Below are 25,406 nucleotides of genomic sequence, written 5' to 3'. Positions count from 1 at the left end.
GGACTCATCCCCCGCCCTGCCCGAAGGTTGGTCCACCGTGTCTCTCGGAGACTCCGAGTGGAACTTTGCGCATGACCTATTGGAGACGCCTGAACTAGTGCCCGTTGGTGATGGTGATCGGTGGGTTCTGGTGCACGGACTGTGCCTGTATGCGGGCGACGATGTGCGGGATATGGCCCCGGCCCAGCGGCTCGCGGAAGCTGCCGCCACTGATGAATCTTCATTCCTGGACTTGTTAGACGTGCTGGGTGGTCGACACGTGGTGCTCTTAGGCACTGCTGATGGCTATTCGCTGTATCAGGACGCTACGGGGATGCGGTCCGTGTACTTCTCGCCTGCAGCCGAACTCGTGGGGTCTCATGTAAATCTATTGACTCGAATTCGATCCCACTCGCCAAGATCCGACGCTGAAGGACGACGTGGTTGTCTCCGAGCGTGGGACAGAACACCGTTTCTCGGTATCCGCGCACTTTTACCCAATCACCGATTAAAAGTACCCATGTTCGGCGTGGATAGATTTTTCCCACGTTGCAATAACCCTTATCGCAAATGGTCCACTGCAGATCGAGTCGTTAAATACGTGTCAATGTGGGAACGACAGTGGAAAGAATTTCTTTACCTGGGCCTGGATCCTGCTTTGTCGGTTACTGGAGGTCATGACAGTCGCACAAACCTCGCGCTCCTCTCCAATCACACCGACGAGATTCGAACGTTCACATATACAGCTGCAAAGGAAGTTGAGAGTAACTGGGCAGACAGCGTACGCCTCGACGAAAAGATCGTTCGGGATATTAAAAAATGCATCAACCTTGACCACAGATTTTTTATCACGCGTCCATCTGATCGCAAGAACCCATCTATTCCTCGTGAATTAATAGCTCAGAATACAGTTGGGAACCACGGCTCCTGGTTGCTTCCTTATTACTTGAAACACTTCAAGGAGGACCATGTAATTCACATTAGAGGAAACACTTACGGCGTCTACAAAGCGCCTTGGGGAGCCGGTGATGCCGAATCTGGTAATACGAATCTTCGAAATCTATACATGACAATCACTAAGAGTGACCGCGGATTTGAAACCCGCGAATCACGCGAGCAGCACTTTCAAGAAGGTGCCAAAGAGTGGCAATACAATAATGGACTCTACGACTACCACGGATCTGAAGTCCTCTATTGGGAACTGCGATTGGGTCGCTGGGCAAGTGAAATCTACAATGAGACAGACATTGCTTTTCCTTCATTTGACCCCACTAATGTTCGGAGAATGTTGGAAGTTGCGCTGTCCTTCACCTTCGAACAAAAGGCAGCCAAATTCTTCCAATCGGAAATTATCAATAGCACATACCCTATTCTCAATTTTCCCGGTAAGAATCAATCCGAGAACCTTTATGAGCAAAACCGAAATAATAATGGTCAAATACCCGATTTAACCGGCAAAACTCCGAAACCACGTAACCCCTCCGCGATAGATACGGGGAAGGGTCTCCTGGCCCTAGAAACGGGTATGACCGTGGTGCGCGACGGAGAGGTAGTCGACTGGGTACCGACTGACAGCTCTGATCTTTACATGCCGACGAACCATTTCGTCACACGGACCGTCAGCGCTCGCATGTTTGCCACGACAAACTCACACGGCTCACTCACCTTCACCGTGGAATCGGATTACGCAAAACACGCAGCACGGGGCACATGGTTCTACCAAATCAGCGTGGATGGCACGGTGAGAGCGCGTTGGGACGGGGCGCTGCGAAATCAGCCGGTTCATGTGACGGTCAGTGATATGAGACCGGCCAGTACGGTGGAAGTCCAAACGCTCGCATTGCGAGATCGTCGTGCAATCCGATCCTGGGAGTCTGCAACACGCGCACGGATCGTGAATGCGGTCTTTATGGAACATGACAGTGCCGCAGCATTGTCGGTGGGCATCGATGTGCCCGGGGCAATTCTGGAATCAAGCCCAGAAAAGCTGACGGTTTCCGTAGACGGCCTAAACCAATTGACCACCAGTGACTTCAAACCGGAGATGCCACAGCGCATTGATGTGATCACGTCCCATTGCGTGATTCCCCTCTTGGTGATTCGACGTGCCTCTGCCAGACGGACAGTAATCCTGTGCAACGGTCCTGTGGATCTGAACAGAACTTCCGGTCTACCGGAATTTCAGCGTTCGGGCTGGTGGCCAGAGATTGCACATCACCAGATATATGTTTGCGACCCTGCCACGGTGGGTCAGGATGCTGTATCGATAGCGTGGGGACAGTATTCTCCCGAATACTGGTCTGTTCCTGACACGGCCCGCGCAATATCCGCAATCAGCCACCTACTTGGTCACCCCGATGGGGCACAGCGAACGTATTTTGGGTCATCAGCTGGGGGTTTCACCGCACTTGGTCTTGCTGCGCTCGACACTGAAGCCCACGCGGTAATCAACAACGCCCAATTCGACTGGACGAACTGGTATCCGACAGCAGTCGATGCCGCTCGACGTAATCGGCTACGTTCCATATCCTTGTCCGAACTGCACCATCGGCATCGAGAACGTGTCGATGTTCTGCATTGGATCGCAACCCTTCAGACACCTCCCCGTGTGGACTACTGGGTTAATACTGCGATCCAACATGATGGGGATGTTTCCCTTCCGCATTTCGAGAGGACCATTGCCGAGTACCCTCACCTGTCTGAACGAATGACTAGCTGGCGATATCATGACAAGAACGCTGGATCAGCTCCATTAGGGAAGCCTGAGACGATTGACTTATTGAACAATCCACGCATCTGACCCCCACGCGCCAGGTCTCAGTTCCAGTTGCTATCCGTTCGATCGAAAGGACCCAAGTGGTTGCATTGCACCCCTACCCCCGAGGGTTTGTGATCCATCGAAATGACGCCGCTTTGGACATTCTTCCCGAATGGACACAGGTCTCTCTGGGCACGTCTGGTTGGACGTTTTCTCATGATCACCTCCGTGTCCCGGAAGTCGTTCTTGTGGAAGAAGACCATCAGTGGGTACTGGTGCATGGTTTGTGTCTGCATGCGGGGGTTGACGAGGTCGAGGTCTCCCCGGCTGAACATCTGGCTCGAATGGCGGCGCTCGGTGAACGGGAGTTCCTTGAGGCACTTGATTTCCTGGGCGGCCGCTATGTGGTGCTGCTAGGTGACAACCACGGTTTCCGTGTATTCAACGACGCTACTGGTATGCGCTCAGTGTATTTTTCGACTGACGCGTCCCTCGTAGCGTCACATTTGCAATTGCTCGCAGACATGCACCCGCACACCATGCGAACGGACGAGAATGGATTGCAAGGTGCTATTGCGGGTTGGGACCGAACGCGTTTCATGGGAATCTCATCCCTATTACCGAATCACTACCTAAGTGTGCCCGACTGGTCGGTCCATAGGTTCTACCCTCGTGAGACGAATCGCTATGAAGACTGGAGCACCGCACGGAAAGTAGATGCATTCCGGAAAATGTGGAATCGCGAGATGCAGCACTTGGTGGGCACCGGTTCAAAGTTGGTGATGTCCTTAACTGGTGGAGCCGATAGTCGCACTGGATTGGCCCTATCCATGAATCACGTAAACAACATCGAGATGTTTACCTACACAGCCAAGACCAACGCTGGCGATAAATGGTCGAAGTCTATGACTCGGGACAAGCACTTGGTCGAGGAGATCAAGTCACTATTGCCACTGAAGCATAGGTACTTTTACGTTGGGACCAAGAATCTACCAAGGACCGCGGAGATCAATGAGCGCCTAAACAAGAACACGTGGCAGAGCCATGGTCGATGGCTAGTACCGCATTACGCCAACGCCTACCCTCAGGATGACGTGGTTCATCTACGAGGAAACGCTTACGAAATCGGACGCGCCTATTGGGGCACCAACGAGTGGAACAACGATTTAGTTGGCTTGCACCGCCTCTATCGTAAACGCACCAAGCGGGATGAAGGACTTGAGTCTGAAGATTCCCGGGCTTCAGACTTTCATCGCGGAGTCCGCAGGTGGGAGTATGACGTCCCGATGCACGGATTCCACCTGTGGGATGTCTTTTATTGGGAGACCCGTTCAGGACGCTGGCTCGCGGAGATTCTCAACGAAACAGACATCGCGTTCGAGACATGCGTGCCAATGAACGTTCGTGCAATGGTGGAAATCAGCCTGGCTTTCACCATCCAGCAACGTTCGGACGGTTATCTCTTCTCGGAGCTGATCAACGCCGGGTGCCCCATCCTGAACTTTCCTGGAAAGAATGACTATCGTAACCTCTACGAACAAACCCGTGACGAGCAGTTAGCCGCAGAAACGCTGCACCAGTCAGAATCCCTGCTACCTCTGGAGCGGGAGTTTACAGTGACGACTAAAGGAGGGGTCACCTATTCGGTGGTTCCCGAGAATGACAGCCTTCACATCCCGCAGGACGCTTTCACTCCGGGCACGTGCGTGGAACGAAATCTGCTCCCTGTACCTAGCCACGGCGAATTAACATTTGCTGTAGCCTCCTCGTACGTTCAACCCACCGCTGAGGGTCACTGGTACTACCAAGTGTGTGTAGACGGTAAACCCCTAGCTCGTTGGGACGGAGCGCAGCGGCGCCGCCCAGTCCACGTGACATTGACAGATTTGGCCGTAGGTACCCGTGTAAGCGTGCAGATCGTGGCATTGCGACCACATCGTGGGGCCGCATCCTGGGAAAGGGCCTCGCGCGCACGCATCACTGACGCAATTTTCACGGAACGTGCCCTTAAAAGGACCCCACGGATAGCCACGGACGTGGCGGCAAGCGTGTTCGACGATGGGGCGGACGACACACTCTCAGTACACGTAGATCACCTGGGTGATTTGGGGTTAGGTCATTTCTTGGTCGACACCCCTCGACGGTTGGACGTGGTTACGGAGTATTGTGTGATCCCCCTGTTGGTGGTGAGACGTAGCGGAGCTGATCGCACCATGGTCTTGTGCAATGGTGCTGTGGACCAGGATATTTCGGGTGGGAAACCGGTGTTCCAACGCTCCACATGGTGGCGGGACATCGACCAGCACCAGATCTATGTGTGCGACCCCGCGACTGTGGGTCGGCACGCGGTGTCCTTGGCCTGGGGGCAGTACTCCCTCGACTACTGGACCGCGCCGGACACGGCCCACGCGGTGCGGTTCGTCGCTGAATTGCTTGGCAGTACCGGCGCCGAACAACGCGCGTACTATGGTTCGTCCGCCGGTGGTTTCATGGCCCTTGCTCTCCTCTACCACGACCCTTATGCCCGAGCGCTCGTCAATAATGCGCAGTTTGACTGGACTCGGTGGTTTGCTCCCGCGGTCAATGAACTGCGCTCCAAGCGCCTGGGCAAACTTCTCCCTTCCGACCTACGGGACAAGTACCCGTTACGCACCAACGTCCTGAACCTGTTGTCCACCATGTCCCGGGCCCCGCGCATTGACTACTGGGTCAACATGGCGTCTAACCACGACCGCGAGATCGATCACCCGGAGTTCGAACGGTTCTTTCGGGACTTCCCCTCCCTTGCAGCCACAATGCAATGCCACGAGTACCACGACCCCGAAGCGGGACACAATCCCCTATCCAAAGCCGACACGCTGCGGATCCTGGCAAAGGGTGCCTCGTGACAGCGGTCATGCCCTTCCATCCCTCTTTTTCGAACATTGGAGCAACCATGGACCAGGCCCTCTTGTGGCGCAACATAGTCCCCTTAGTGGATCTACCGAGTGTCAGTGTGGAGTATGGTGACCGCCATTGGACGCTGTGGGGTCCGAACGATGGTGACCACATCTTTACGAGCATCCGCACGACGGGTACTTTCTACGAAATCGATCTGTTGGAACACCTCCGCGGGCTAGTCGACGAAGGAGATCTGGTCCTGGACGTGGGCTCCAATATGGGAAATCACACCGTGTGGTTCGCTGGTGTACTTGGATGTGACGTCCGAGCGTTCGAACCCGTTCCCGTTCTCGCCCAGGTACTCGCTCGTAACGTACAGCTGAACTACCTTGAACCGAAGGTCCGCGTAGAGCCCATGGCCGTGGGAAGCGAAACTCACCGCGCCACGGTTACCCACTGGGACAGCAGCAACACTGGGCAGACTCGATTGACACGAGACCGAGACGGCGACATCCACGTGGTGGCCCTCGACGATCTCGATCACGGAAGCCCTGTGCGATTACTCAAGATCGACGTGGAGGGCATGGAACTCGATGTGCTGCAGGGAGCCACTGCACTCATTGATCGGGAACGGCCGGTAATCGTGGTCGAGGCGCAAGACCCACAGACGGATCAGGAGATGCGGACGTGGTTCAAAAACCACGGTTATGAGGTTACCGGTGTTTACAACATCACCCCCACACTGGTGGCCGTCCATGAGAGTGAGGCATATTCTGCTCAGGACGGGCGTCCCGCTCGTGACGACGCCCGTATCATTTCCACCCTGGAACAGGTGCTGGAGCGCTTCACGCGATTGGAGCACCGGATCGACATCTTGGCGAACCGGGTGCAGGTGTCCTCCAAAGCAACGCACATCGATCCCCTCTCGGACACTGGAGCGTCTCATCAAGTGGTAGAGCACTTGCAGCGGCGCGTCCAAGAACTCGAAGCCAGGCTCGCGGCCTTGAGCGCTGGCCCCCGAAGCTCATCAGGTACCCCCGCCGACCCAGATAAGCAGGACTGAAGATCATGACCAACCATGCGAGCAGGGACTACTCCCGGTGGGGCGAACACCACCATGAGCACAACGACGCGGCTTCATTCCGGGGAGCGTTAGAGTCTGAACGAAACGCTGGCGTACATTCGCTCCGCATGAGAGACGGAGAAACTCTCGATCTTCAGATTGTCGGAGAACCGGGAAAAGATGGGCGTGCCATCCCTGTCTTTTTCAACGGGGCTGTTCCCGCACGACACGACAAGTCAGGCCCGTTCTTTTCGGGTGGTCGAGTCGGCCCCTTGGTCTCGTCGGGGTACCTGAGCGTGTCCGATCCCGCGGTGGATCGAGACCCGGATGTCTCGCTTGCATGGTATGCGGGCCATGAAGGACTGGCCACACGTGAATCCATACTCACTGCGCTCGAGACAGTTGCTTCAGTCTTTCGACGAGAGCTCGTGTTTGTAGGAGGGTCCGGCGGTGGGTTCGCAGCGCTCTACTACGCCTCCCGGTTAAATTCTGATGCCTCCGCGTTCGTGTGGAATCCTCAAACGGACATCCTTGCGTACAACCGCACGTTCGTGGACACCTATCTCACCCAGGCGTTCCCCGCGCATTGCGCTGCCACGGAGGAAACCACTACGTGGCTGAATCAACGATCCGAGGAGTGCGCGGCCGCAGACGTCCACCGCAGTGTCGTCACTGAGGAACACCACGACCCTCGGTCAATGCGTCGTTTGCTGTTGCTGCAGAACATCTCCGATTGGCACCTCTCCGCCCACACGGTTCCCTATCTCAAGGCACACGGCTTTATGTCAGTGGGAACCGGCAGCTACGTGCTGAATCCGAATCTCACCGTTCAGATCGCGAACTGGGGTCAGGGTCACGCTCCCCTGCCGACCGAGTTGGTGATTGATCACTTGCGCGCCTTCCTGGACTCCGGTCGCAGTCCGTTGGAGATCGGCAGAGACGTAGCCCTCGATGAACGATGCGACCCGACAGTAATGTCTCGCGCACCCATGGACCTCCGTCCCCTCGTGCCGGAGTTCCATGATCAATGGAGTGCAGCGATCGAGGCAACTACGGGGTCCGTCCGCATCTCGCTCGGAAACATCCCGGAGGGATACGGTGGGCTTCGTCTCGGTCTGATCCAGACATCCGGAACTTCTCGCGAACAACTTGCGTGGTTTTCCACCGACACCACGATCGTTTTCCCACCTGAGAAACTCTGGCCCGGTGCTCAACTCATGGTCGTTGCGAGGGACGGTTTGAACAACCATTTGCTCCATCTCCCGGTCGAGCCTGACGCCTCCTCCGCAGAAGTACCGACTTCCGATTCCCAAACAGTGCCGACCTCTATTAAAGAGGTCGATGCCAAAGAACCCGCTGTGACCGCGTCATTGTTCATCTACGGCAGTTGCGTCACGCGTGACGCGTTCGCTCTACTGGAACGTCCCAACGTCGCAGAGTACGTAGCCCGATCACCCATCGTGTCCGCCATGGCCGCCCCGGCGGCCTCACTTCCGGTGGGGATGGACATCGACCTGATCGACAGTGCTTTTCAGCGTCGCATGGTCACCTGGGATGCAGAGAAGTCATTGCCTGGGCTGCTGGCAAACACTGCCCACGGTGCCGTTGTCATTGATCTGATCGACGAGCGACTAGGCATCCTTGACCTCGGAGATGGCGCTGTACTGAGCCTGAGCACTGAGGCGGTCAAAGCAGGCCTCACCAGGCACGCGGGAACATTGCTGCGCGTGGGAGATCCCGATTTCCTTTCCCGCTGGGATGCGGCAGCCCAGAGACTGATCAATTTGCTCCAGGACGAACGGGTCATCCTCAATCGTGTCTTCTGGGCGGCAGAGGACCAGAATGGTCAGGACTTGACGCAAAAGTTCCCGGTCGATCTGAACAATCAAGTCCTGGACCACATGTACCGCATCCTGCAGGAGGGGCTGGACTGCACTGTGATCGACTATCCGAGGAACCTAATGGTGGCCGACAGCGAGCACCGGTGGGGGCTATCCCCATTCCATTTCACCCGGGGGTTCTACGTGCATTTCTTGGACAGTTTGAGGGAGATTCTCGATGAGCAATGATTCCGCGTCGGTTGACGAGTTACCGGACGTACTTCCGGAGAGTTATTCCGGTCGTCTGTCATTGGGCTATCTCAAGGACAGCACTCCTGAAGGTGAAGCAACTGTTCAGTTCCTCTCCGGTGCTCGAGTGACTCTGTCGCCAACCAACGATATTGATTTCGAGCAGAAGTTCGACTCGCAGCAGTACGGCAACACCATGTGGGTGTATTCCCTGTTTGCCCTGCGTGTGCTCGGTGAAGCTATTCGACAAGGGCAGCAACACCTTCGCCCAGCGTGGGAACGCGCATGGCGCAGTGCCTTCGAGAAATACGGGTCCCTAGAGGGCCTGCAGCGCGCCAATACGATCCCCAGTGCGGATCACGCCGCAGCCACGCGATTGCACGCGTGCCTGGAGGCCTCGGAATTGGCCGACGATCCCACGTTCCGAGCCTCAGTGGCGCGGGTGGCCCACGTAACCCTCGAATGGATTTGTGACGACAAAAATTATCGGCCCAATAACCACGGGCTTATGACCAGCATTGCGCTGCTGAACTGGCACGTGGCCGTGGAACGTCCCGCCGGTGGGACCCGCATCAGGGACACCGCCGTCCGCCGCATTATCGAACTGGCCGACAAGGCTTTCGATGAGGATGGCATGTGCGACGAGAACACCGTGGGGTACCACAACTTCAATCTGCGTTGTTACGACCAAATTGTGCAACTTCAGGAACGGGAGAATATAGACCCGGCTTTCGATCAGCGATTGCGTCCGATCCTCAAACGGGCGGACGTGGCCCTTGGACATTGTCTGTTGCAAGACAACACGATCCCCACAGTGGGTGACTCCGCACGCGTCAAGGTGACCGCGAGACCCTCGATCAACGCTTCCAGTGATTATTCTCGCTCCGGTTTCGGTGTGATCAAGGACGATCGACTGTACTTATCCATGATCTGTGGTGGACGCTCCGAGATCCACAAGCACCACGATGACACTTCGTTGACACTTTGGTACGACGGTCAACCGCTGATCGTAGACGCTGGGTCCTACCTGTATGACCGTACGGACCCGTACCGGGTGAGCATCGAATCCTCCTACGGGCACAGTGGGATCTTCGTCGAGGACGTAGATGGCATGATGCGCCACGATCTGAAGAAGGCGTGGCCCGGGTACGTGTCGCGGTTAGGCCTCGGCCCACACCGGGACGGTTCTACAGAGTCGATGTCCGGTTCCTATGATGTTCCGGAGCGGCTCCAGGTGGAACGCAATGTGACCGTGTTCCCCGACTGTTGGATCGTGGTCCGGGACACTGTTCGAATTATGGGTGATCTCAAGTCGGCCACGGCCAGACAACGCTGGATCCTGGGACCGAAAGTGGCCCCGGAGCGTCTGGGCCATGGTCACTGGGCATGCACCACGGACGACCGGGTTTTGACGGTCATGGCGATTGGTGCGTTCGACGAGGACATCTACCGCGCGGAGACTTTCGACCGACACCGTGGGTGGTACTCCGATCAGAGCGGGGTCAAGCACCCGGTTTACGGTCTGGACTTCGTGGGGCGAGGGCTGGACCAAGAGTTCACCACCGTGCTGCACATTGGTGACCGGGCTCTGGCCGACCGGGCGGAGACACCGAAAAGCGTCCTTCGCGCAGCCCTCAGTGGTTAACTGACGATCGTACGCAGCGCCCGTACCAGACGGCTCGGCGGAGCACCTTCGACCGTTCCCTCGTACAGCTCGCTTCCCGGGGTGACCACTAGCAAGTGCTCCGCGAGGCGCGCCGGGGGGTGCTCAGGATCTGCGGGTATCTCACCGAGCCAATAAATTGGTAACTCCAGATCGCGCGCGGTCGCCACGGCGTCGGTCAGTTCGGTGAGCAATTCGGGCGAGGCGTCCGTCATAGCTCCGGCCCACGGTCCCTCATCCAATGCGTTGCCGTCCAGCACGAGGGCTCCTGGACGCAGGATGCGCAGTGTCTCGTTGATCAGACCTGGGACCGCAGGGAACACGCTGTAACCGTCATTGCGCAGTGCACTCCGTTTACCGGCACTGGACAGCACCACCACGCCCCGACGACCCGTGTACTCGTTCAATTCGCTCAACTGTAGGACCTGTCCCAGGGTCGAGGACCCAAGTCCAGGGGGTTCGGGCGTGGCTTCACGCCCCACTAGAACGTGTTCGGCGTTAGTCATGGGTCTCCTCCGGGTGATCGTGCTCATGAGGTTTCTGGTTCTGGACCGGTAAGAGCCAGATCAGCGTCCGCCCGGGGCTCTCGGTCTCCCGGGAAAACACCGGTCCATGTGTTGCACCGTCCCAAGTAATGAGCCCCCTCTCTCGAGACGTGCCCGTTCGCGCACCGATCAGAGAGACATCCTCGGGTGCGAAGCGTGCGGCGTGCATGAGATCTTCTGCCCACGTGGGTGACTCGATTTCGTTCCACTGCGAGGCCCACCGCGAAACGGGCGATTCAGTGACCGGGATACCGTGAGCGCTCAGGGTGGCTAGAGCGGCGTCCTCCGCCGATAAAACAGTTACTGCAGCGGGCGGATGTGTTTGTTCCGCGAGGTTCGTGGCGATCTCCGGTGTAAGGCGATCCACGACGGCGGTCCAGGCCGTTTCGTCTGTGAGCTGCACAGGGAGACCCGCGCCACGAAACATAACGGCGAGTGCGTGCTCAGCGAGGTAGGAACGGCGCACGGCCCGTAGTTGATCCCACGCGGAGGCGCGCCACATGGACCGATCCTCCAAGCAGCCGGCCATCACTGCGCCAAGGGTATCGGGATCATCGCTCGCGGTGACCGCCGGCAAGGACTCGCGCACTCCCCTGCCTTTTCCGCTGACCACCACTGAACCGGACGCGGCGATCTCGACGACTCGCCGGGAGAACATGGTGGGCGAGTCGTTGACCGAGTTGACGTTGATGTGAACCGGGTGGGCCTTGTAAGCCTCCAGGACCTCGTCGTAGCTCAGGCCTCCTTCGATGAACTCGTCGTAGCGTACCGGGAAGCGATATGGCGAGTTGGGAATATTGAGCTGCCGATCGTAAATTGTGAGCCCATGCTGGGCTGCGACACCCAAGATGCCGTCGAGTTCTTCCGAACGTTCCGCATACCGTGGGCCGTAGTAGGTGCCCGCGTAACTGACCGTCGGTTTTTCGACCCATGCACCGGGGAGTGGGTGGTGCAGTGTTGGTTCCGCGTAAAACGTCATAGACGCAACCGTTGCGGGCCGGTGCTCCCCTCCGAGGTCGAGATACGCGGGGATTCGGTCCGCATCCGTGGTGTACACGGCGTCGCACAGCGCGGCCGTGGGTGCGAACGAACGGAAATGTACTGGGTCCTCCTTGTTCCAGAAGACCACCGGCACGCCCTTGGCCCGCGCGGTGGCGACCACGCGTTCGATGTCTTCCCGCTCGTCCTTGTAATACGCGACGCCGTGGAACCATTGTTTCTCGTGCCCGCTCCATGCGGATTCCACGAATAGCACATCCAGGTCGTGCTCAACCACCGTGAGGTAAGCGTCCTGGCGCGGGATCCGGATTACGCGGCAGCGTCCGGAGATGGTGCGCTCCGTGAATTCGTCCGCGATCAGGCCTACCGTGAGCTCGCCCAGGGTAACGGAGCTTGTGTGATTGGCGAGGCGAGCATGCTCGGCCACGGCAGCATGGACGACGTCGCTGGTTACTTCATCCTCATGGGTAACCACTGCATCAAACTCATGCGCCGGCGGAACGCTTTCGTTCTCGCTCTGTTCGCCGACCAGAATGGCGGGAACGCCCAGACGACGAGCGGCCACCAGGACACCCCAAGAGGTCACCGCGTCGGGCGAGACCGCAAGGGCCGCTGCACATTCGACCCGGGCCCGGCGGGTCACGGCATCGGCGGTAATCTGCACCGCATTTTCTAATGTGGTGGCCTGATCTTTGCTTTCGCGCACGAACAGCGCGGTACCGCAGCGCGGTTGATATGCAACCCCGGGGCTGCGTGGGGGGCGGATGAACTCGCCCTTAGAGAACAATCGAGCCGTGCGCATCTCACGCAGGACATCCAGAGTTAGATAACTGAGGTCGCCGGTATGCTCGGGGAATTGCTCGATTAACTCCTCCGCTGCCATGAGGTCTTGATCTCTCAGGAGAACCAGAAGAATCAGGCGGTCCAAGTCTCCCGCACGACCGTCTCGCTGAAACTTCTCGAGTAAATCGGATCGCTCGAAGCCCTCCGAGATCCTCGGTACGTCCTGGGTTTCACCGAACAGGACGTCCGCCCACAGAGGAGCAACCGAAGAGACGTCGAAACGTTCGACGGACCGCCTGGCAGTCGCTGCGTGGCGGTCATACGTATTTGCGTCCTGGTTGCCGTTGATGATCGCGCGGGCCGCAGCCTGTGTGTCCTCATGCACGAACTCCCCCGGGAAGATCTCCACCGCTCCATCACGGTCCCATATCACTGGGACTGCGCCGCTCGCCTGACCCTCCACGGGAGCCAGGTGGAACGTCTCCCGAGAGCTCGGAGACAGCATCCATCCGATTCTTCGGAACCACTGACCCATGTCTGGACCGAACGGGTCAAAGGACAAGTGGGCGAGCAGTTCGGGGTCATCAGTGAGGCGTTCGTAGAACGATCGGTAAGCGTCCTGCGTGACGGGCTGTTGCCACATCCAGGAGTAATCCCACGGATTTCGACCCCGGAGGTGAAGCACGTAACGGTCATCGTGTTTCAAAAGGAGTTCTAGTAGATCCAGCGCGCGGTCGGGCCGCTTCAGGATGGGCACGTAACCGGCCAGGCCCAGATGGAAGCGGGCACCCGGGATCTTGGCTCCCCTATAGTCCTCCAAATCGATCATGTTGGACACCACGACCGTGCGGTCAATCGGCCATCCCAGGTCCTTCACCACCCGTTGACGGTAGAATTCCGACACGAACACGAACAGATCCACGTTGTCGACATTGATGTCATGCACGAAATCCTGGAACAACTCGTACCCGTGGAAATGCACGATCAAGCGTTGGCCCGATCGTTTGTGCCACGAATACCAGACCGCGTTATGTGAGGAAAACTCGCACAGGATGACATCCGCATCGAGGAGAAGTTCGTCGGATCGTGACACGTCGTGGGTGACCTGGGTTGGCCATTCGTCGTACGTCACTGTGAGCCCGGGAATTTCTTCCAGGACTGACACGAGTTCACCCAGGAACTTATAGTCGTGCCCAGCGATCAACAGGGTTTTCTCCTCCGGGAGGATTACCACCGGAACGCTGCGCTGCCCCAATTGACGAATCCGAGAAGCACTAAAGGCCACCGATGGATCGAAGGTCTCCACCTTTCCGCCGAACCCCAGAGCGCGTAGCCGCGGAATATCGGAAGTGTGGGAACACAAGACCATGCCCCGACGCTCCTGCAATTTTCGCAAGATTCCACTCACGTTCCGCGGGGGATCTTGTTCCAGATGCCGTATCTCGGCGGTGTCGATCAAATACGCAGTACGGGCCGGGATATTAGGAGACGTGACCAGAGCGGACACGAGTGAGATCCGGTCAGTCACTATCAAATGCGCGTTGAGCGCCTGACTGGCACCCAGCACGTACCAGGCGACTCTTCGAGCCTCCACAAAGCCACGTGTGTCCCTCGATTCGTCCTCAGCCGGCATCCAATGCGCCCGGGAACCAGAAAACGACTCGAGGTCCTCCTTCCGATCCACCAAAAAGTGGATTGGGCCGTTCAGAAGGTCCGGTTGATTCCAGGGTTTGGAGACGTTGACCAATACACTCCCGCGCTCAACCGCAGGTCGTGCGGCCGCGTGCAGTGCTCCGAGAAAACCGGAGCCTCCCACGCTCTCCACACGTGCAGCCCACTTGGGGACACGCGCCGTCACGGATTCGAGGTCAGCAATCGAGTCAACCAGGACCGTCCCCCGCCGAACTAGATCTTCGAGAACCTCTCGCCCACTGGGCCGTGGCATTTCATGCAATTCCCGAACTGTGCTCGAGGTCAGCATCACACACAGGGCAGCGTCCGCGCAGACCGCAGCCACGAAGTGTCGGTCGAGCGCCAGACGCCCCACGACCAGGACAGGACCCGAATGAAATTCAGGAGTGGACGTGGCCGGTGTCGTGTATGGGAAATCTAGATGCGAGTCGTTGATCTCCTCATCCGAGACGCATACCAACACCCCTTGCCCTTCAATCACGTACTCGCGTACCGACACTGACGGGGTAATAGACATTCGACATGAACCTCACAGTTTCTTAATTGCACAACGGAGTGGGCGGGCCGGGGTAGACGGTCGGCGCTACTTCTTCTTCACTGTGAGCGTGACAGTGTCCCGCGCAGGCACGGAATCGCCAGCTTTCTTGCTCTGCTCCTCTACCACCCAATCCCGGGTGTTGTGCTTCTCGGCCGCAGAGTCGAAGTCCTCGTTGCTGACTTCATAGTTCAACTTGACTTCCCGAAGCGCTGTGATCGCCTCGTACAGGGTCTTGTCCTTGACATCCGGGACCTTAACCTGCGAAGCCTGCTGCGACTCCCCGCTCGCAGGGCCCTCGGAGTTCTCTTCTGATTCGGAGTTCCCGCACCCCACTAACGCAATGGAACCCAACAGACAGATGGTGGTGAGCTTGGTTTTGATGGACATGACGTGCCTTTCTGGGGGGGGACATGGTTGAGAGAGATGGCGTTATCGCACGGGAACAGCGGTATCGCCCGTGAATTTCAATAGCGGTCCTCGTCGTAGTGATCCGTTGACGGGAACCCACGAGAGTTCATACTCACCGTGGGGTACATCGCCAATGTCCAGGTAACCGCTCTTGGAACGAGAGCCGCGTCCGGTCACAACGTGGTTTCCGTCGGAGGAGGTCAGGACCAGGCGCCCGGCAGCAGGGACACGTGATTGTTCCGCCCGTAACACGGCCCGATTCGAGGAAACTCGCCACCCGGCACCCGCGTAAACCTCCTGGAGGTCACCGTCCGGTTCGGAGGGACCTGCGAGCCGAGACAAGCGTTCCGTCGTGAGTTGCGCGGTGGCCGGGCCAGACTGATGCAGCACATCGATCAAACGTGCATGCCAGGGACCGAGGTACAAACGGAAGGAAGGATTCCAGTGAGCGGATGGGGCGAGTTCATTGGGATTGTCCAGGACAGGCAATCGCACCAAGAAGAACGTCCGATCATCGTTCGTCAAACGGATCGAACCGGCTGAAACTGTCACCATCAAATCAGACGCCGCGTCAACCGTTTCGAACCACCTAGGAAGTTCGAACGGATCCTCCGAGTCGCCTTCCCACACGGTCACACCCGTGGGGATCGAGTGAACGAGTCGGTGCCGTTGGTAGTGGTCAGCTCTGTTCGATCGGTCTAGACCAATTTCGAACGCGGCGCTCGTCGTTTGAATGCTGTAAGAATTCTCGCCCTCTTGCGCGGAATCATCGAGCGGAACCGCACCCCGCAGCCAAACCCTGCCACCGTGCGCGAACGAGATGTCCACGGCGGATCCGCCGTCGGACTCCTCGAACCCCAGGAATCTTCCACCAGCAGACGTGCCGGGGATGCCAACGTAGGCGGCCTGGTTGGTGTCTACTACGAAGGGCCGGACTCGCTGATCAGACGAATTCCGGGTTGTGACGTCTCCGATATTTGTCCGTTTAGCCTGTGTCTTCACGAGAGATTCGGCCAGCCGCAGATCGTGACCGTTCCACGGTAACTGGGTCGAGACCGAAGCGAGGCATGAATCCACCGTCGTGAGGACGTGTGCGGCCGATACTGATGCCTCCGCGGATTTCGGGTACGGGGCACCCGCTGGGGAGAAGTGCCCTTTCCACCAGTCAGCGAGCGCGGTGAACAGTTCTTCGGATCGCGCGGTGTCCCCCACCGTGCGATGACAGATGTACCGCGCCGCAATCGTCAGCGGTCTCGCATTGAAAAACTCGGATTGCTCCGCAGTGCCGTCCAACCAGGACAGGTGGGTGCTAATCGAGGCGAGCAACCACGGTTGGTGACCTACCACCGCCAACCCGGCCACGAGTTCACAGGCCCGTACAGATGCGACGTCTGCGCGCCAGGGGGTCGCTTCACCGGGTTCGAGCCGGTCCAGGGATTTGAGCCAGGTTGCGGCAAGCCACCACCACGCTTGCCGAGCATTCAAGTCGCCCGAGACTGCTCGGCGACGCAGGGGTGCGAGCCACGTCAACGACTGGTACTGCCAGCGCCACTGTTGATCGTTGAACGGGTCCTCGGACCAATGCGGCCTAACTGGGATCTGCCAGGTGCGCCCGCACAGGTCCAAACGTCCGCGCCCCAGTTCGAACGCAACCGCTTTGTCCGAATCCTCGCGTGACCCGGACGAGATCGATATCCGTTTGAGCGTATTGGGATCGGTCAAGGTGTTGACGTCATGTGTGGCCATCCGTCACCTCCGTGCGCGATCGACTCGAAGGGAGTTCGCCAGGGCGTTCATGATGTACCGGAGTTGTTCTGACTGCCGGTCCGCAACGGCCTGTGCCGTGGGTTGTGCCACACGTTGGATGTTCCGCAGGATCGCACTAACGTCCGTGGGCAAATCCGGACGGGAAACGTCAATGCCGTAGGCAGAGTAGTAATCACGGAATTTGAAGTCCCCACCGAAGACCTGGTCGGTGAGTACGAAGGGTGCTACGGGTACTCCGTATGCGTGGCTAAACACGCATCCGTGCAGACTCGTGGACGCAACTGTTTCGTACCCGGCCAATTGCTCCACGAACTCACCCTCAGGCGCGTAGTTGTCGATCAAACAGTCCTGGTGATCCGGGAACTTCTCGCGCCAGGCCTCTCGGTCCACGTGATGCACGATGAACCCGAGTGGCTTCTTGCGCCGCAATGGCATGGGAACCAACCTGGGCAGGAGCAGACCAGGATCTCCGATAACCGTGGAACGCAAACCGCTGTCTCGCTCAATCGCAGCCTGCGTGAGGAAACCGCGCACTCCCACCGGTTTGAACTCGGGTGAGTAGGCTCGGCGGTTGCCGTTGATCAAGCCACCGCCCACCACCGTGGCCGGGGAATCACACAGCGCTGCGATCAACGAGCCCACAATACCCACCGTGGAATCGGTCACATCGGTCTTCTGCCGGATTCCCTGGCGCCGATACTTGCCGGCACCCAGGATGGAATCGGCCAACAAAAAGCCCATACGGTCTCCGAGATTTCCGGCCGTCTGATCAAGGCTGGTCATGTGCGCGTAGACGGAGTTCACTGGTTCTCCAAGCTCTGGTTCACGAAATTCGTCTCGAATAATTCGTGGTCGAAGCCGTCCAACACAGTGACCTTCACGTAATCCCACTGCCGATTCGGTTGTTCCGCCACGTACGCACTTCCTGATCGGGCAAGCTTCGTTTCTACGATCTGGCCCCGGTGTACGAGCTCGTACCGAAACCTGACTCCGCCGAAGTCCACGCTGAGGTCCTTGAGGGTAGGAATGATGCGCTCACCCTTCAGGTACACGAATTGGATCGCGTGTTCGAGGGCCTGTCGCTGACCGCGCAGATCACTCACGTACTCCTGTTGGTGCTCCGTGGGGAACAACCCGGACCGTTGATTCCACTTGACCACGTCCAGCGGAGACAGTCCGAAATGTGCAACGTGGTCAAGCATTCGCTGAACGGATTCTGCCGGCGGCGGCGCATGACCGTCACCGGCTTCTGTGAACCACAGCACATGATCCGAATCCGTACCGTAAACGCCAGGCCACAATTCGGACACACCTGGAACTGCCTTCAACCATGGCACGGCGTGGCTGCGGGTGTGCCAGTCGTTCCAGTTCTGGATCAGCAAGAAACCGTCGTAGAAGATCCCCCGCTCGTACGTGGACTTGAGATCCCATTGGACACCGTCTTCGGTCAGGACCCCCCGCGCCCTCTCCTTCCAGTCCGAACCGTTGAGTTGTCCCCGCAGGGACACGTACGTGGTCTCGAGAAACTGCTTGACGAGACGCGGCGAGTACTCGAGGACATCGGTCTGGGGATTCCACACCAAAACGTGACAACCGGAACCGACACGCTGAGCTGCCTGCAACGCAGCGAAACCGCCACCGGAGCCTCCCACGAGCCAGAGGTCGTTGCCGGAAAAATCAACGGCCGCCCGCAGGATCCGAGCGATCGCGCCCTGGACGTCCACGCCTCGCGCACCGAGGTACCAGGCCAGGCCCAGATCCTGGCTCAAGGTGAGTGTGGGATCCGCAAAGGAAATCAAGGGCAAACCGAGCTTTTTACTCATGCCTGCGCCGGACAAAAACGGCGGGGTCTTGGTGGCCCGCTGAGTAACGGCACCGTTAAAGAACACAGAACTCACCCGAGACACCGGGTCCAGGGGCGCGTCTCGCAGCAGCACGTCCAGGTGCTGTCCGTGGCCCAGCTGAATGGAATGTAGTCCGTCCCGGACTACGGAGAGATCTTCCAAAAACTGATCGACGGAGCCCCACTCGTGGTGCTCGTGGTACGGCGACTCGTGCTGACACGGTCTAGACGATTCAAACGACATTCGAAACCTTCGATTCGCGGCTGTGATCCGCTTTCTGGACGTACATCTTCACGCGGCACCCCGGAGGCGCATTGCGGAATACACCGCTGGCCACGCGCCCATAACCCGTCTTTGCCACGACCACAGTGCCGCGTAATAGGTGGAACGCGAGTCGGACATCGTCGCCCACAGCACTCTTGACGTTGCTGTGATACGAAAGGTCTTCGCCGCTGCGCTTCACCGTGATCCTGTAGACCGGGGGATCGATCGTGAACGAACCTTCGGATGGCGGTGAGGTCCGTGTTGGATCCGACAGGTGATCCAGCAGTGCGTTCTCAGCAGCAACGGCGGATACCTCGTGTGTCGCGGTGATGAACCCGGTTTTCTGCTGATTCGACAGGTTGTTTCCGCGGCGCATGTACACGAAACCAGGCCGATTACCCTCGAACACCAACAGGTCGATGCCTTGGGCGCGGTACTGCTCGCGGTAATTCTCGGTCATCGTCTCCGGTACATTCCAGGGCGCGTAGAGCAGTGCCTTCTCCCGCTGCTGCGGCGGGAATACGAAGGCCTTGTTGCCCGTGAGCATCCGGCTCATGGACACGTCTTCGATCCGTACCCCGGTCTCGTCCACATGTGCGAGGAAATTTCTGCGCAGTCCGATCCCGAAGGTCGGATACTCCGTGTGTGCGTAGGCCTGATCAATCGCGGCAATCATCTCATCGAGTTGCCACGGCAACCACAAATCGTCGTCGTCGATGGTCATTCTCACCAGCGTGTGATCGGGCGCGATGTCCAGTTGTGCCGCGAGGGATAGCCGATTGCGCAACGGTGCCTGCTTGTTGGGGCCCTTGAGTACATCCGGGTGCCCTGCGGTCAAGGCAGGGTACCCGTGGGACGGGTGGGCGTACACAACGATCCTCGTCTCCATCCCCGATGTATGGGCGAAGTGCTTCACTGCGCTGCGTAGGCGAGGAAGCCATTGTTTTTTGTCAGACGAGATGTAGATGATGTGAATGGCACGGACATCCTGAGGGACCCGCACACGCGACATGCTCAACAGCGTTCGCTCGAAACGCCGGAAGTACAGCATCTGAGTCATGAGCTTGGTCTCGCCGTCGCAGAAGACTGTCTCAATGACCACCGTCTTAGCAACATTTTCGCCTGGAACGCGTCCGTGTTCCGCCATGACTGCTACGGCATCGGAGTCCTGCAGGTTGACGCTGCTCGGTACTGCCTGGGTACACAGCGGCAAGATGTCCTCTGGGTCGCTCTCGACGACTTCGTCGGAATCTAGTGGAGACGCGACCGCCGTATCCTGCTCGACAGGTTGGGCCGAGGTGGGTGTAACCGCAGCCGCCGCGGCAGCGGTGCCAGAGGCGTCGTCGGCCTTCGGCGCCCGTGCCTCCAGCAGCTCCTCAGAGAACAGATGGGATACCGGTATTTCCCAGGCGCCGTCCTTGGGCAGCGTAGCCTCCAAGTGCCTGATCACTTGTGGGTCCCACGTGCCCACGAGAGTCGCGAAGCGCGGGCCCCGCTCGGTCTGTTGGAAGGTGAGGAGATCCACCGGGCCCTTCTTGCGCCATCCGGTGGAGGTCCAGCCGGCCATGGGCTGTTCTTGACCCCTCGTGACACTCAATTCCGGGGATCCGTGGAGCGCGATGACCAATCTCGCCCCGGATTCAGCCTCCAGGCGGAAACCGGTTCCCAACGCGCGGCTCGTGATTGAACGACCGCAGTGCCATTGCTGTACAGCGGTGATCTCGTCGTCACCGGCGATCTGGTCCAGCACCAGTAGCAAATCCCTACCACGAAGATAGATGACCCTTCGGGATATCGTGATGCCCTCGTACCCGGGGTCCCGGAACGTCAGGTCCACGAACTGGCTGGTCTCTTCACGCCCAATCAGTTCCACGTCTGTGTCTTTGCGATACGTTCGATCCGGGATCCGAATCGAATTGTGACCAGCCCTTCCGGTTACATATGAGCGCATTGCACTCTTGCCGTAGTAGTACTTGCCGGTGTCGTCGATCCAGTGGATCCCGTCGGAAGCGTACGTTACCGATCCACCGTCGCGATGGCCGTGGACCTTATCCTGGCGTCCCCAAGTGGCGGTAACAAAGGTTTCGTCCTTATACGGACGAACCTCCCCCCAGCCACTCCTCATGAACGCATACCCTGCGTCGTAAATGGCCGTGGTGGCGTCGGGTTTGCGACCCTTTTTGCCCTCAGTCACAGTGAACTTCGTATGCGGATGATTCAGTTTCCTGGCGTTTCCGCCATCAGTATCGCCGATGCGAGCAAACCTCCCAGAAGGTGCGGTTGCATGTGCCATGAGTGTGGGGGCAAGCTCCAGCCGGTGGGCCTGTTCCGGTCGTGGGATACCTTCGAGGTCCAGGCGTGTGAGTGCGTCGTTCCACCACACGTAGTTTTGCAGGTGATAGCTGATGGAACCTTCTTCGTTGGCTCCTTGCTCGTCATAGGCGGCGTCCAATTGGTCGGTGAGCCGCTTCACCGCAACATCCGCGACTTCTTGGTCCTCTAGCACCACTCCGAGCACAAACAACCCGACGTGCTGGTGGAAGCCATGGTTGCCCCTCTTGAGGTGACTTGGTTCCAGAAGCCAATTCACATGATCCCGTAATGAATCGATCAACCAAGGTTGTTCCCCCACCACCGTCAGTCCGTGGCACAGTTCCATGGCGCGGATACCGTCGCTCATGTCGACCCATGACCACTTATATGGGGCCGAACCCGGTGGGTTTGCTTCAATCCAGGATCGTGCGTATTTTTCCCACAGCGATGCGGCGTCTAGGTCCCCCGCGGCGCCAGCCCGCCGCAGTGGGTCTAACCACCGCAACATGTGGTACTGGAATTCCCAGTTGTTGTCGTCGAACGGATTCTCTCGCCAAGTAGGTGCCTCGGGAAGGGTCCACGCCTTGTGTGGTGCCATGTATAAGCGTCTCTTCTTCAACCGCGACACGAGCTCAGACTCGTTCTCTGCCTCCGTGAAGTGAGTGCCCAAAGCTTGCCGCCGTGCGGCCTCAAAATTAACCATGCTCAGTGAGTCCCCGGGAGTGGCTCGGCGGTGTCGGCCTCGAGATCCGCAGCGATGTCCTCAGGCACCGGTTGCTTCTCGGCCGGGCGAATGAGAACGCGCAGTGCCGAGTCGGGATCCTCGGGCTCCTTTAGGGCAAGCTTCACATCGTAAATTGCACACAGTTCATCCAGCAGAGCGCGACATTCCGCTTTCTGCTCCGGTAAAACGAACTTGTTAAATTTGTCCACCAACCACCCGTTGAAGAACGGGTCCACTCTCAATCGGCAATAGTCTTCATAAAGGCCGTCTCGCTCGAGCCATTCCTTACGGAACCGTTCCATGGGCAAATACTTGCGGAAAAACCCGGGGCCAACGGAATTGATCATGGAGTTGGAAACCGCGCCGTAGTAAACGTGGATCGGCAGTCGTACGGTCGCGATCCGCCGAGCAGCATAAAGCATTTGTTGGAACGCCAAGGAGTCCTGTCCCAGAGCCCCAAGGGGCTGGTAGAGGCCAATAGAGCGCAACCACTGAGTATCCGCGACGAGAGCCTGGATGCTCATGGGCTGAAAATTGGTGAGCGCTAGTGCGTCCTCCGGCACTATGAGACCACCCACTGGGTCTTCCGGAAGCGACTTCTCCAGCAGAGAGGCATTGTGCACGTGCCGCCGCCAGCTGGACAGTTTAATCATGTCGCCGATGGCGAACTGCACCTCGAGGTCCTTAACCTGGTCTAGCAGCACACGGAAACCGTCGTTGAGCGCTTCATTGTCCGGGTCCAGGTATGTGATGTACGGCGCAGTCGCGAGTTTGAGTCCCTCATTCCGGGGGCGGGAAGCACTTCCAGACCCACCTTTTTGGAAGAAGTGCGCTCGTACATTGGGGTACCGCTCGGCCAGTTCGCGCACGACGTGGGCCGTGTATCCGTCCGTGGAGCCGTCGTCAATAAGAAGGATTTCCATGCGATCGAAGATCGTGGAGCGTTGCAGTGATCGGAAACACTTTGAGACCAAGTGCTTGCCATTGTTGAAAACGGGCACCACAACGGTCAGTTCGGGCTCGGCCAAGCCCTTGACATCGATCCTTTCGGTGCCCCTGGGGCCTGCGCCAAACGGTGCCGCGCTGTAGGCGTCTCCGACCATGCGGCCAGTGTCCAACCAACGACTAAGTACGTCGTCCTCGGCCTTCGTTCGTAGGGCACTCCGGGCCGAGGAAGCCACTTCGCTTATCAATTCATGATCTTCGCCGCGGGCGATCACTGAATTCGTTTCGCTGCCGTCCTTAGTGGCTATGTCCACGTCCGCATAGCGGAAGACGTTGAGTAGATCTCGTACGTGCACGCTGCTGTACTCGTGATCATCCGAAATCGGGACGACTGCGTCGTACTGGTCCCGACGAGAGACGATCTCATCACGGGAGAGAACGTCCACCGGCACTGTCTGGGACGCCGCAACTCGTCGCACTTGCTCAATGCCTGTCCCTGACACAGGGACGAGGGCCGTTCGTTCGGACAAGGTGGCCACGGGTGCCCCCACGGAGTTGAGTAATTGCGCCATTCGTTGCCACGCCGTGTCGTGTTCCCAAACTCGCCGTAGGCCGTCATTCTGGGCTCGGTATAGGTCATCCCCCATCATTGCAGCCAGAACCAAGGGGACTTCTGGCTGCTTGTCGATCAATTGCACCTCGGGATACCGGTCGTTGACCGCCACCGAGTAATTGGAGAGCACGAAAGCACCCATGGCCTGCAGCTCCACCGCGCGGTTCGCGTACATGGTGGTGGAGTTGGTCACCGAGTTCAAGTTGAGCTGCACATCGACCAAGCGCTGAATCTTCATGAGCGCGCGGTGTTCCACACCGGGTCCAACGTGGTCCATGTACTGCTGCGGGTAGTGGTACTTGGGGTCTCCCAGCGTGGAGTTCCTGTCCATAATCAGTAAGTCACGCCCGGACTCCACGACGCCGTCGAAGAGCTTCTTGGCGGAGGTCTGGCGGTGCGGATACTTGTGGGATAGCCAGGAGCCAGCGAACAGGATCTCTTGCCGCCTAACCCGCCGCGACCCTACTGGGTTGTGGAGCAGCGGGTTGACACCAAATGTCATGGATTCAATATGCGAGACGTCCGGGCAATCCACACGGTATTTCGGGATCATTTCTTCCGCGGAGGTGAACACCACGTCTGCGTCTCGCGCTACGGGCCTGAAGAGTGCGTAATTGGGCGGGTCCTCTTTCGAGTAGAAGATCACCGGCACCCCACGGGACTTAAACTCAGGGATGACCTGCGTGCGCAGAGGTCCCCAGTTGGATGTGGTGCCGTGCCAGTCCTCGAAGCGGCCACGCCACGTGGAAGCCACGATTAGCACGTCCGATTCAGCCGCGGCTTCCCGATAGTTCTCGGGCGTCACGTATGTAATCCGGGCGGTCCCCTCGAATGTTTCATAGAGGAAAGTGTCCGCGATCATTGCTACTCGGGCCGGGTGCGGTTGCAACACCCTGGTTCCTGCATGGTCCGGAAGGGTCCGCGCTAGTTCCAACAATTCTCGGACCTGATCGGCACGTCCGTTGTCGGTCAGAATTCGGGCGTAGCGCTCAGGGTCGACCCGCGGTGCAAGCCGGTCCGCATGGCCACGGCACAAATGAGCTTTGAACGCGCCGGATCCATACCAGCTTTCGTCCAACTTCAATCGCTGCCTTAGCTGCTCCAGTTCGGAGATCCTGGCCCGCACGTTAGCGCTGCGCAGTGCCACCTGCTGATTGTTCATTGCCATGACCGCACCGCTTTCCTCACACGCCACATGCCACTCTGGAGCTTTCCGAGCTTGGACGCGCGCAACTGCCGAACCTTGCGTTCGGCAACATCGCGCTGCTCCGTTAATTGCTCCACTTGGTCCCGGAGTCGGTTTTCACGCTCCATGAAACGGCGTCGTTCGGACTCTAGCCACCAGATCTTCTTCGTCAGGGATTTCTCCTGCTCCTTGAGCTGTTTGTCCCGGTTCTTCAAATTCTTGAAGAACCTCAGTTCCTTCTCGTAGCTCGTGGCCAGTTCCTTGCTGAGAACCTGGATCTCACGGGCTTGGCTCACCAGGAGTTCACTCACGGTGTCCTCAACAGTGGGTTCGGGTTCGTGGGAATCGCGCGTGGAGTTTGGGGGATTCATGC

Annotated in this window: 14 protein-coding genes; 5 read left to right on the top strand and 9 right to left on the bottom strand. The window is 58.4% G+C overall.

The features are described 5' to 3' along the window. The first annotated feature begins 37 nt into the window (after positions 1-37). From CKW39_RS15305 to CKW39_RS09590, 5 genes are all read left to right on the top strand, one after another. Positions 38-2,779, top strand: a complete 2,742-nt coding sequence (locus tag CKW39_RS15305; RefSeq protein WP_143469974.1) for a S9 family peptidase — start codon at positions 38-40, stop codon at positions 2,777-2,779. Between the two features lie 56 nt (positions 2,780-2,835). Further along, positions 2,836-5,625 (top strand): hypothetical protein, encoded by a 2,790-nt coding sequence (locus CKW39_RS09605; protein ID WP_216823173.1) that lies wholly within the window; start codon positions 2,836-2,838, stop codon positions 5,623-5,625. Continuing rightward, positions 5,538-6,680 carry an FkbM family methyltransferase gene (locus tag CKW39_RS09600; RefSeq protein ID WP_095797921.1) on the top strand — a complete coding sequence of 381 codons (1,143 nt, stop codon included), beginning with the start codon at positions 5,538-5,540 and terminating at the stop codon, positions 6,678-6,680. The genes CKW39_RS09605 and CKW39_RS09600 overlap by 88 nt, the downstream gene beginning before the upstream one ends. A 506-nt stretch (positions 6,681-7,186) precedes the next feature. Beyond that, the gene (locus CKW39_RS09595; protein ID WP_143469973.1) at positions 7,187-8,749 is read left to right on the top strand and encodes a DUF6270 domain-containing protein; all 1,563 of its coding nucleotides are present in this window, start codon (positions 7,187-7,189) and stop codon (positions 8,747-8,749) included. Beyond that, the gene (locus tag CKW39_RS09590; RefSeq protein WP_095797919.1) at positions 8,739-10,394 is read left to right on the top strand and encodes a heparinase II/III family protein; all 1,656 of its coding nucleotides are present in this window, start codon (positions 8,739-8,741) and stop codon (positions 10,392-10,394) included. The genes CKW39_RS09595 and CKW39_RS09590 overlap by 11 nt, the downstream gene beginning before the upstream one ends. On the opposite strand, the gene CKW39_RS09585 is transcribed toward CKW39_RS09590, so the two are convergent. The 9 genes from CKW39_RS09585 to CKW39_RS09545 form a co-directional block, all read right to left on the bottom strand. Further along, positions 10,391-10,918 (bottom strand): hypothetical protein, encoded by a 528-nt coding sequence (locus CKW39_RS09585; protein ID WP_143469972.1) that lies wholly within the window; start codon positions 10,916-10,918, stop codon positions 10,391-10,393. The genes CKW39_RS09590 and CKW39_RS09585 overlap by 4 nt on opposite strands. Then, positions 10,911-14,108 carry a hypothetical protein gene (locus tag CKW39_RS09580; RefSeq protein ID WP_095797917.1) on the bottom strand — a complete coding sequence of 1,066 codons (3,198 nt, stop codon included), beginning with the start codon at positions 14,106-14,108 and terminating at the stop codon, positions 10,911-10,913. The genes CKW39_RS09585 and CKW39_RS09580 overlap by 8 nt, the downstream gene beginning before the upstream one ends. A gap of 906 nt (positions 14,109-15,014) precedes the next feature. Next, positions 15,015-15,356 (bottom strand): PASTA domain-containing protein, encoded by a 342-nt coding sequence (locus tag CKW39_RS09575; RefSeq protein WP_095797916.1) that lies wholly within the window; start codon positions 15,354-15,356, stop codon positions 15,015-15,017. A 42-nt stretch (positions 15,357-15,398) separates the two neighbouring features. Continuing rightward, positions 15,399-17,123 (bottom strand): hypothetical protein, encoded by a 1,725-nt coding sequence (locus CKW39_RS09570; RefSeq protein ID WP_095797915.1) that lies wholly within the window; start codon positions 17,121-17,123, stop codon positions 15,399-15,401. Positions 17,124-17,126: 3 nt separating this feature from the next. Beyond that, positions 17,127-17,948 (bottom strand): polysaccharide pyruvyl transferase family protein, encoded by an 822-nt coding sequence (locus CKW39_RS09565; RefSeq protein WP_095797914.1) that lies wholly within the window; start codon positions 17,946-17,948, stop codon positions 17,127-17,129. Continuing rightward, the gene (locus tag CKW39_RS09560) at positions 17,945-19,231 is read right to left on the bottom strand and encodes a hypothetical protein (RefSeq protein WP_095797913.1); all 1,287 of its coding nucleotides are present in this window, start codon (positions 19,229-19,231) and stop codon (positions 17,945-17,947) included. The genes CKW39_RS09565 and CKW39_RS09560 overlap by 4 nt, the downstream gene beginning before the upstream one ends. Beyond that, on the bottom strand, positions 19,221-22,163 hold the full coding sequence (locus CKW39_RS09555) for a heparinase II/III family protein (RefSeq protein WP_158222937.1): 2,943 nt from the start codon (positions 22,161-22,163) through the stop codon (positions 19,221-19,223). Before CKW39_RS09555 ends, CKW39_RS09560 begins: the two co-directional genes overlap by 11 nt. Before the next feature lie 107 nt (positions 22,164-22,270). Then, positions 22,271-25,015 (bottom strand): glycosyltransferase, encoded by a 2,745-nt coding sequence (locus CKW39_RS09550; RefSeq protein WP_095797911.1) that lies wholly within the window; start codon positions 25,013-25,015, stop codon positions 22,271-22,273. Next, positions 25,006-25,404, bottom strand: coding sequence for a hypothetical protein (locus CKW39_RS09545; protein ID WP_095797910.1), 399 nt, complete (start codon positions 25,402-25,404; stop codon positions 25,006-25,008). The genes CKW39_RS09550 and CKW39_RS09545 overlap by 10 nt, the downstream gene beginning before the upstream one ends. Between the last annotated feature and the right edge of the window lie 2 nt (positions 25,405-25,406).

The sequence above is a fragment of the Kocuria sp. WRN011 genome, from assembly GCF_002295155.1.
GTDB lineage: Bacteria > Actinomycetota > Actinomycetes > Actinomycetales > Micrococcaceae > Kocuria > Kocuria carniphila.
This window is presented reverse-complemented; position numbering and strand designations above follow the sequence as displayed.

What these genes read in the sequence shown, in the direction of transcription:
- CKW39_RS09580 (WP_095797917.1), bottom strand. Translation starts at nt 14,108, where the DNA reads ATGGTCTTGTGTTCCCACACTTCCGATATTCCGCGGCTACGCGCTCTG.
- CKW39_RS09585 (WP_143469972.1), bottom strand. Translation starts at nt 10,918, where the DNA reads ATGACTAACGCCGAACACGTTCTAGTGGGGCGTGAAGCCACGCCCGAA.
- CKW39_RS09575 (WP_095797916.1), bottom strand. Translation starts at nt 15,356, where the DNA reads ATGTCCATCAAAACCAAGCTCACCACCATCTGTCTGTTGGGTTCCATT.
- CKW39_RS09600 (WP_095797921.1), top strand. Translation starts at nt 5,538, where the DNA reads ATGCCACGAGTACCACGACCCCGAAGCGGGACACAATCCCCTATCCAA.
- CKW39_RS09550 (WP_095797911.1), bottom strand. Translation starts at nt 25,015, where the DNA reads ATGGCAATGAACAATCAGCAGGTGGCACTGCGCAGCGCTAACGTGCGG.
- CKW39_RS09545 (WP_095797910.1), bottom strand. Translation starts at nt 25,404, where the DNA reads ATGAATCCCCCAAACTCCACGCGCGATTCCCACGAACCCGAACCCACT.
- CKW39_RS09590 (WP_095797919.1), top strand. Translation starts at nt 8,739, where the DNA reads ATGAGCAATGATTCCGCGTCGGTTGACGAGTTACCGGACGTACTTCCG.
- CKW39_RS09570 (WP_095797915.1), bottom strand. Translation starts at nt 17,123, where the DNA reads ATGGCCACACATGACGTCAACACCTTGACCGATCCCAATACGCTCAAA.
- CKW39_RS09560 (WP_095797913.1), bottom strand. Translation starts at nt 19,231, where the DNA reads ATGTCGTTTGAATCGTCTAGACCGTGTCAGCACGAGTCGCCGTACCAC.
- CKW39_RS09555 (WP_158222937.1), bottom strand. Translation starts at nt 22,163, where the DNA reads ATGGCACCACACAAGGCGTGGACCCTTCCCGAGGCACCTACTTGGCGA.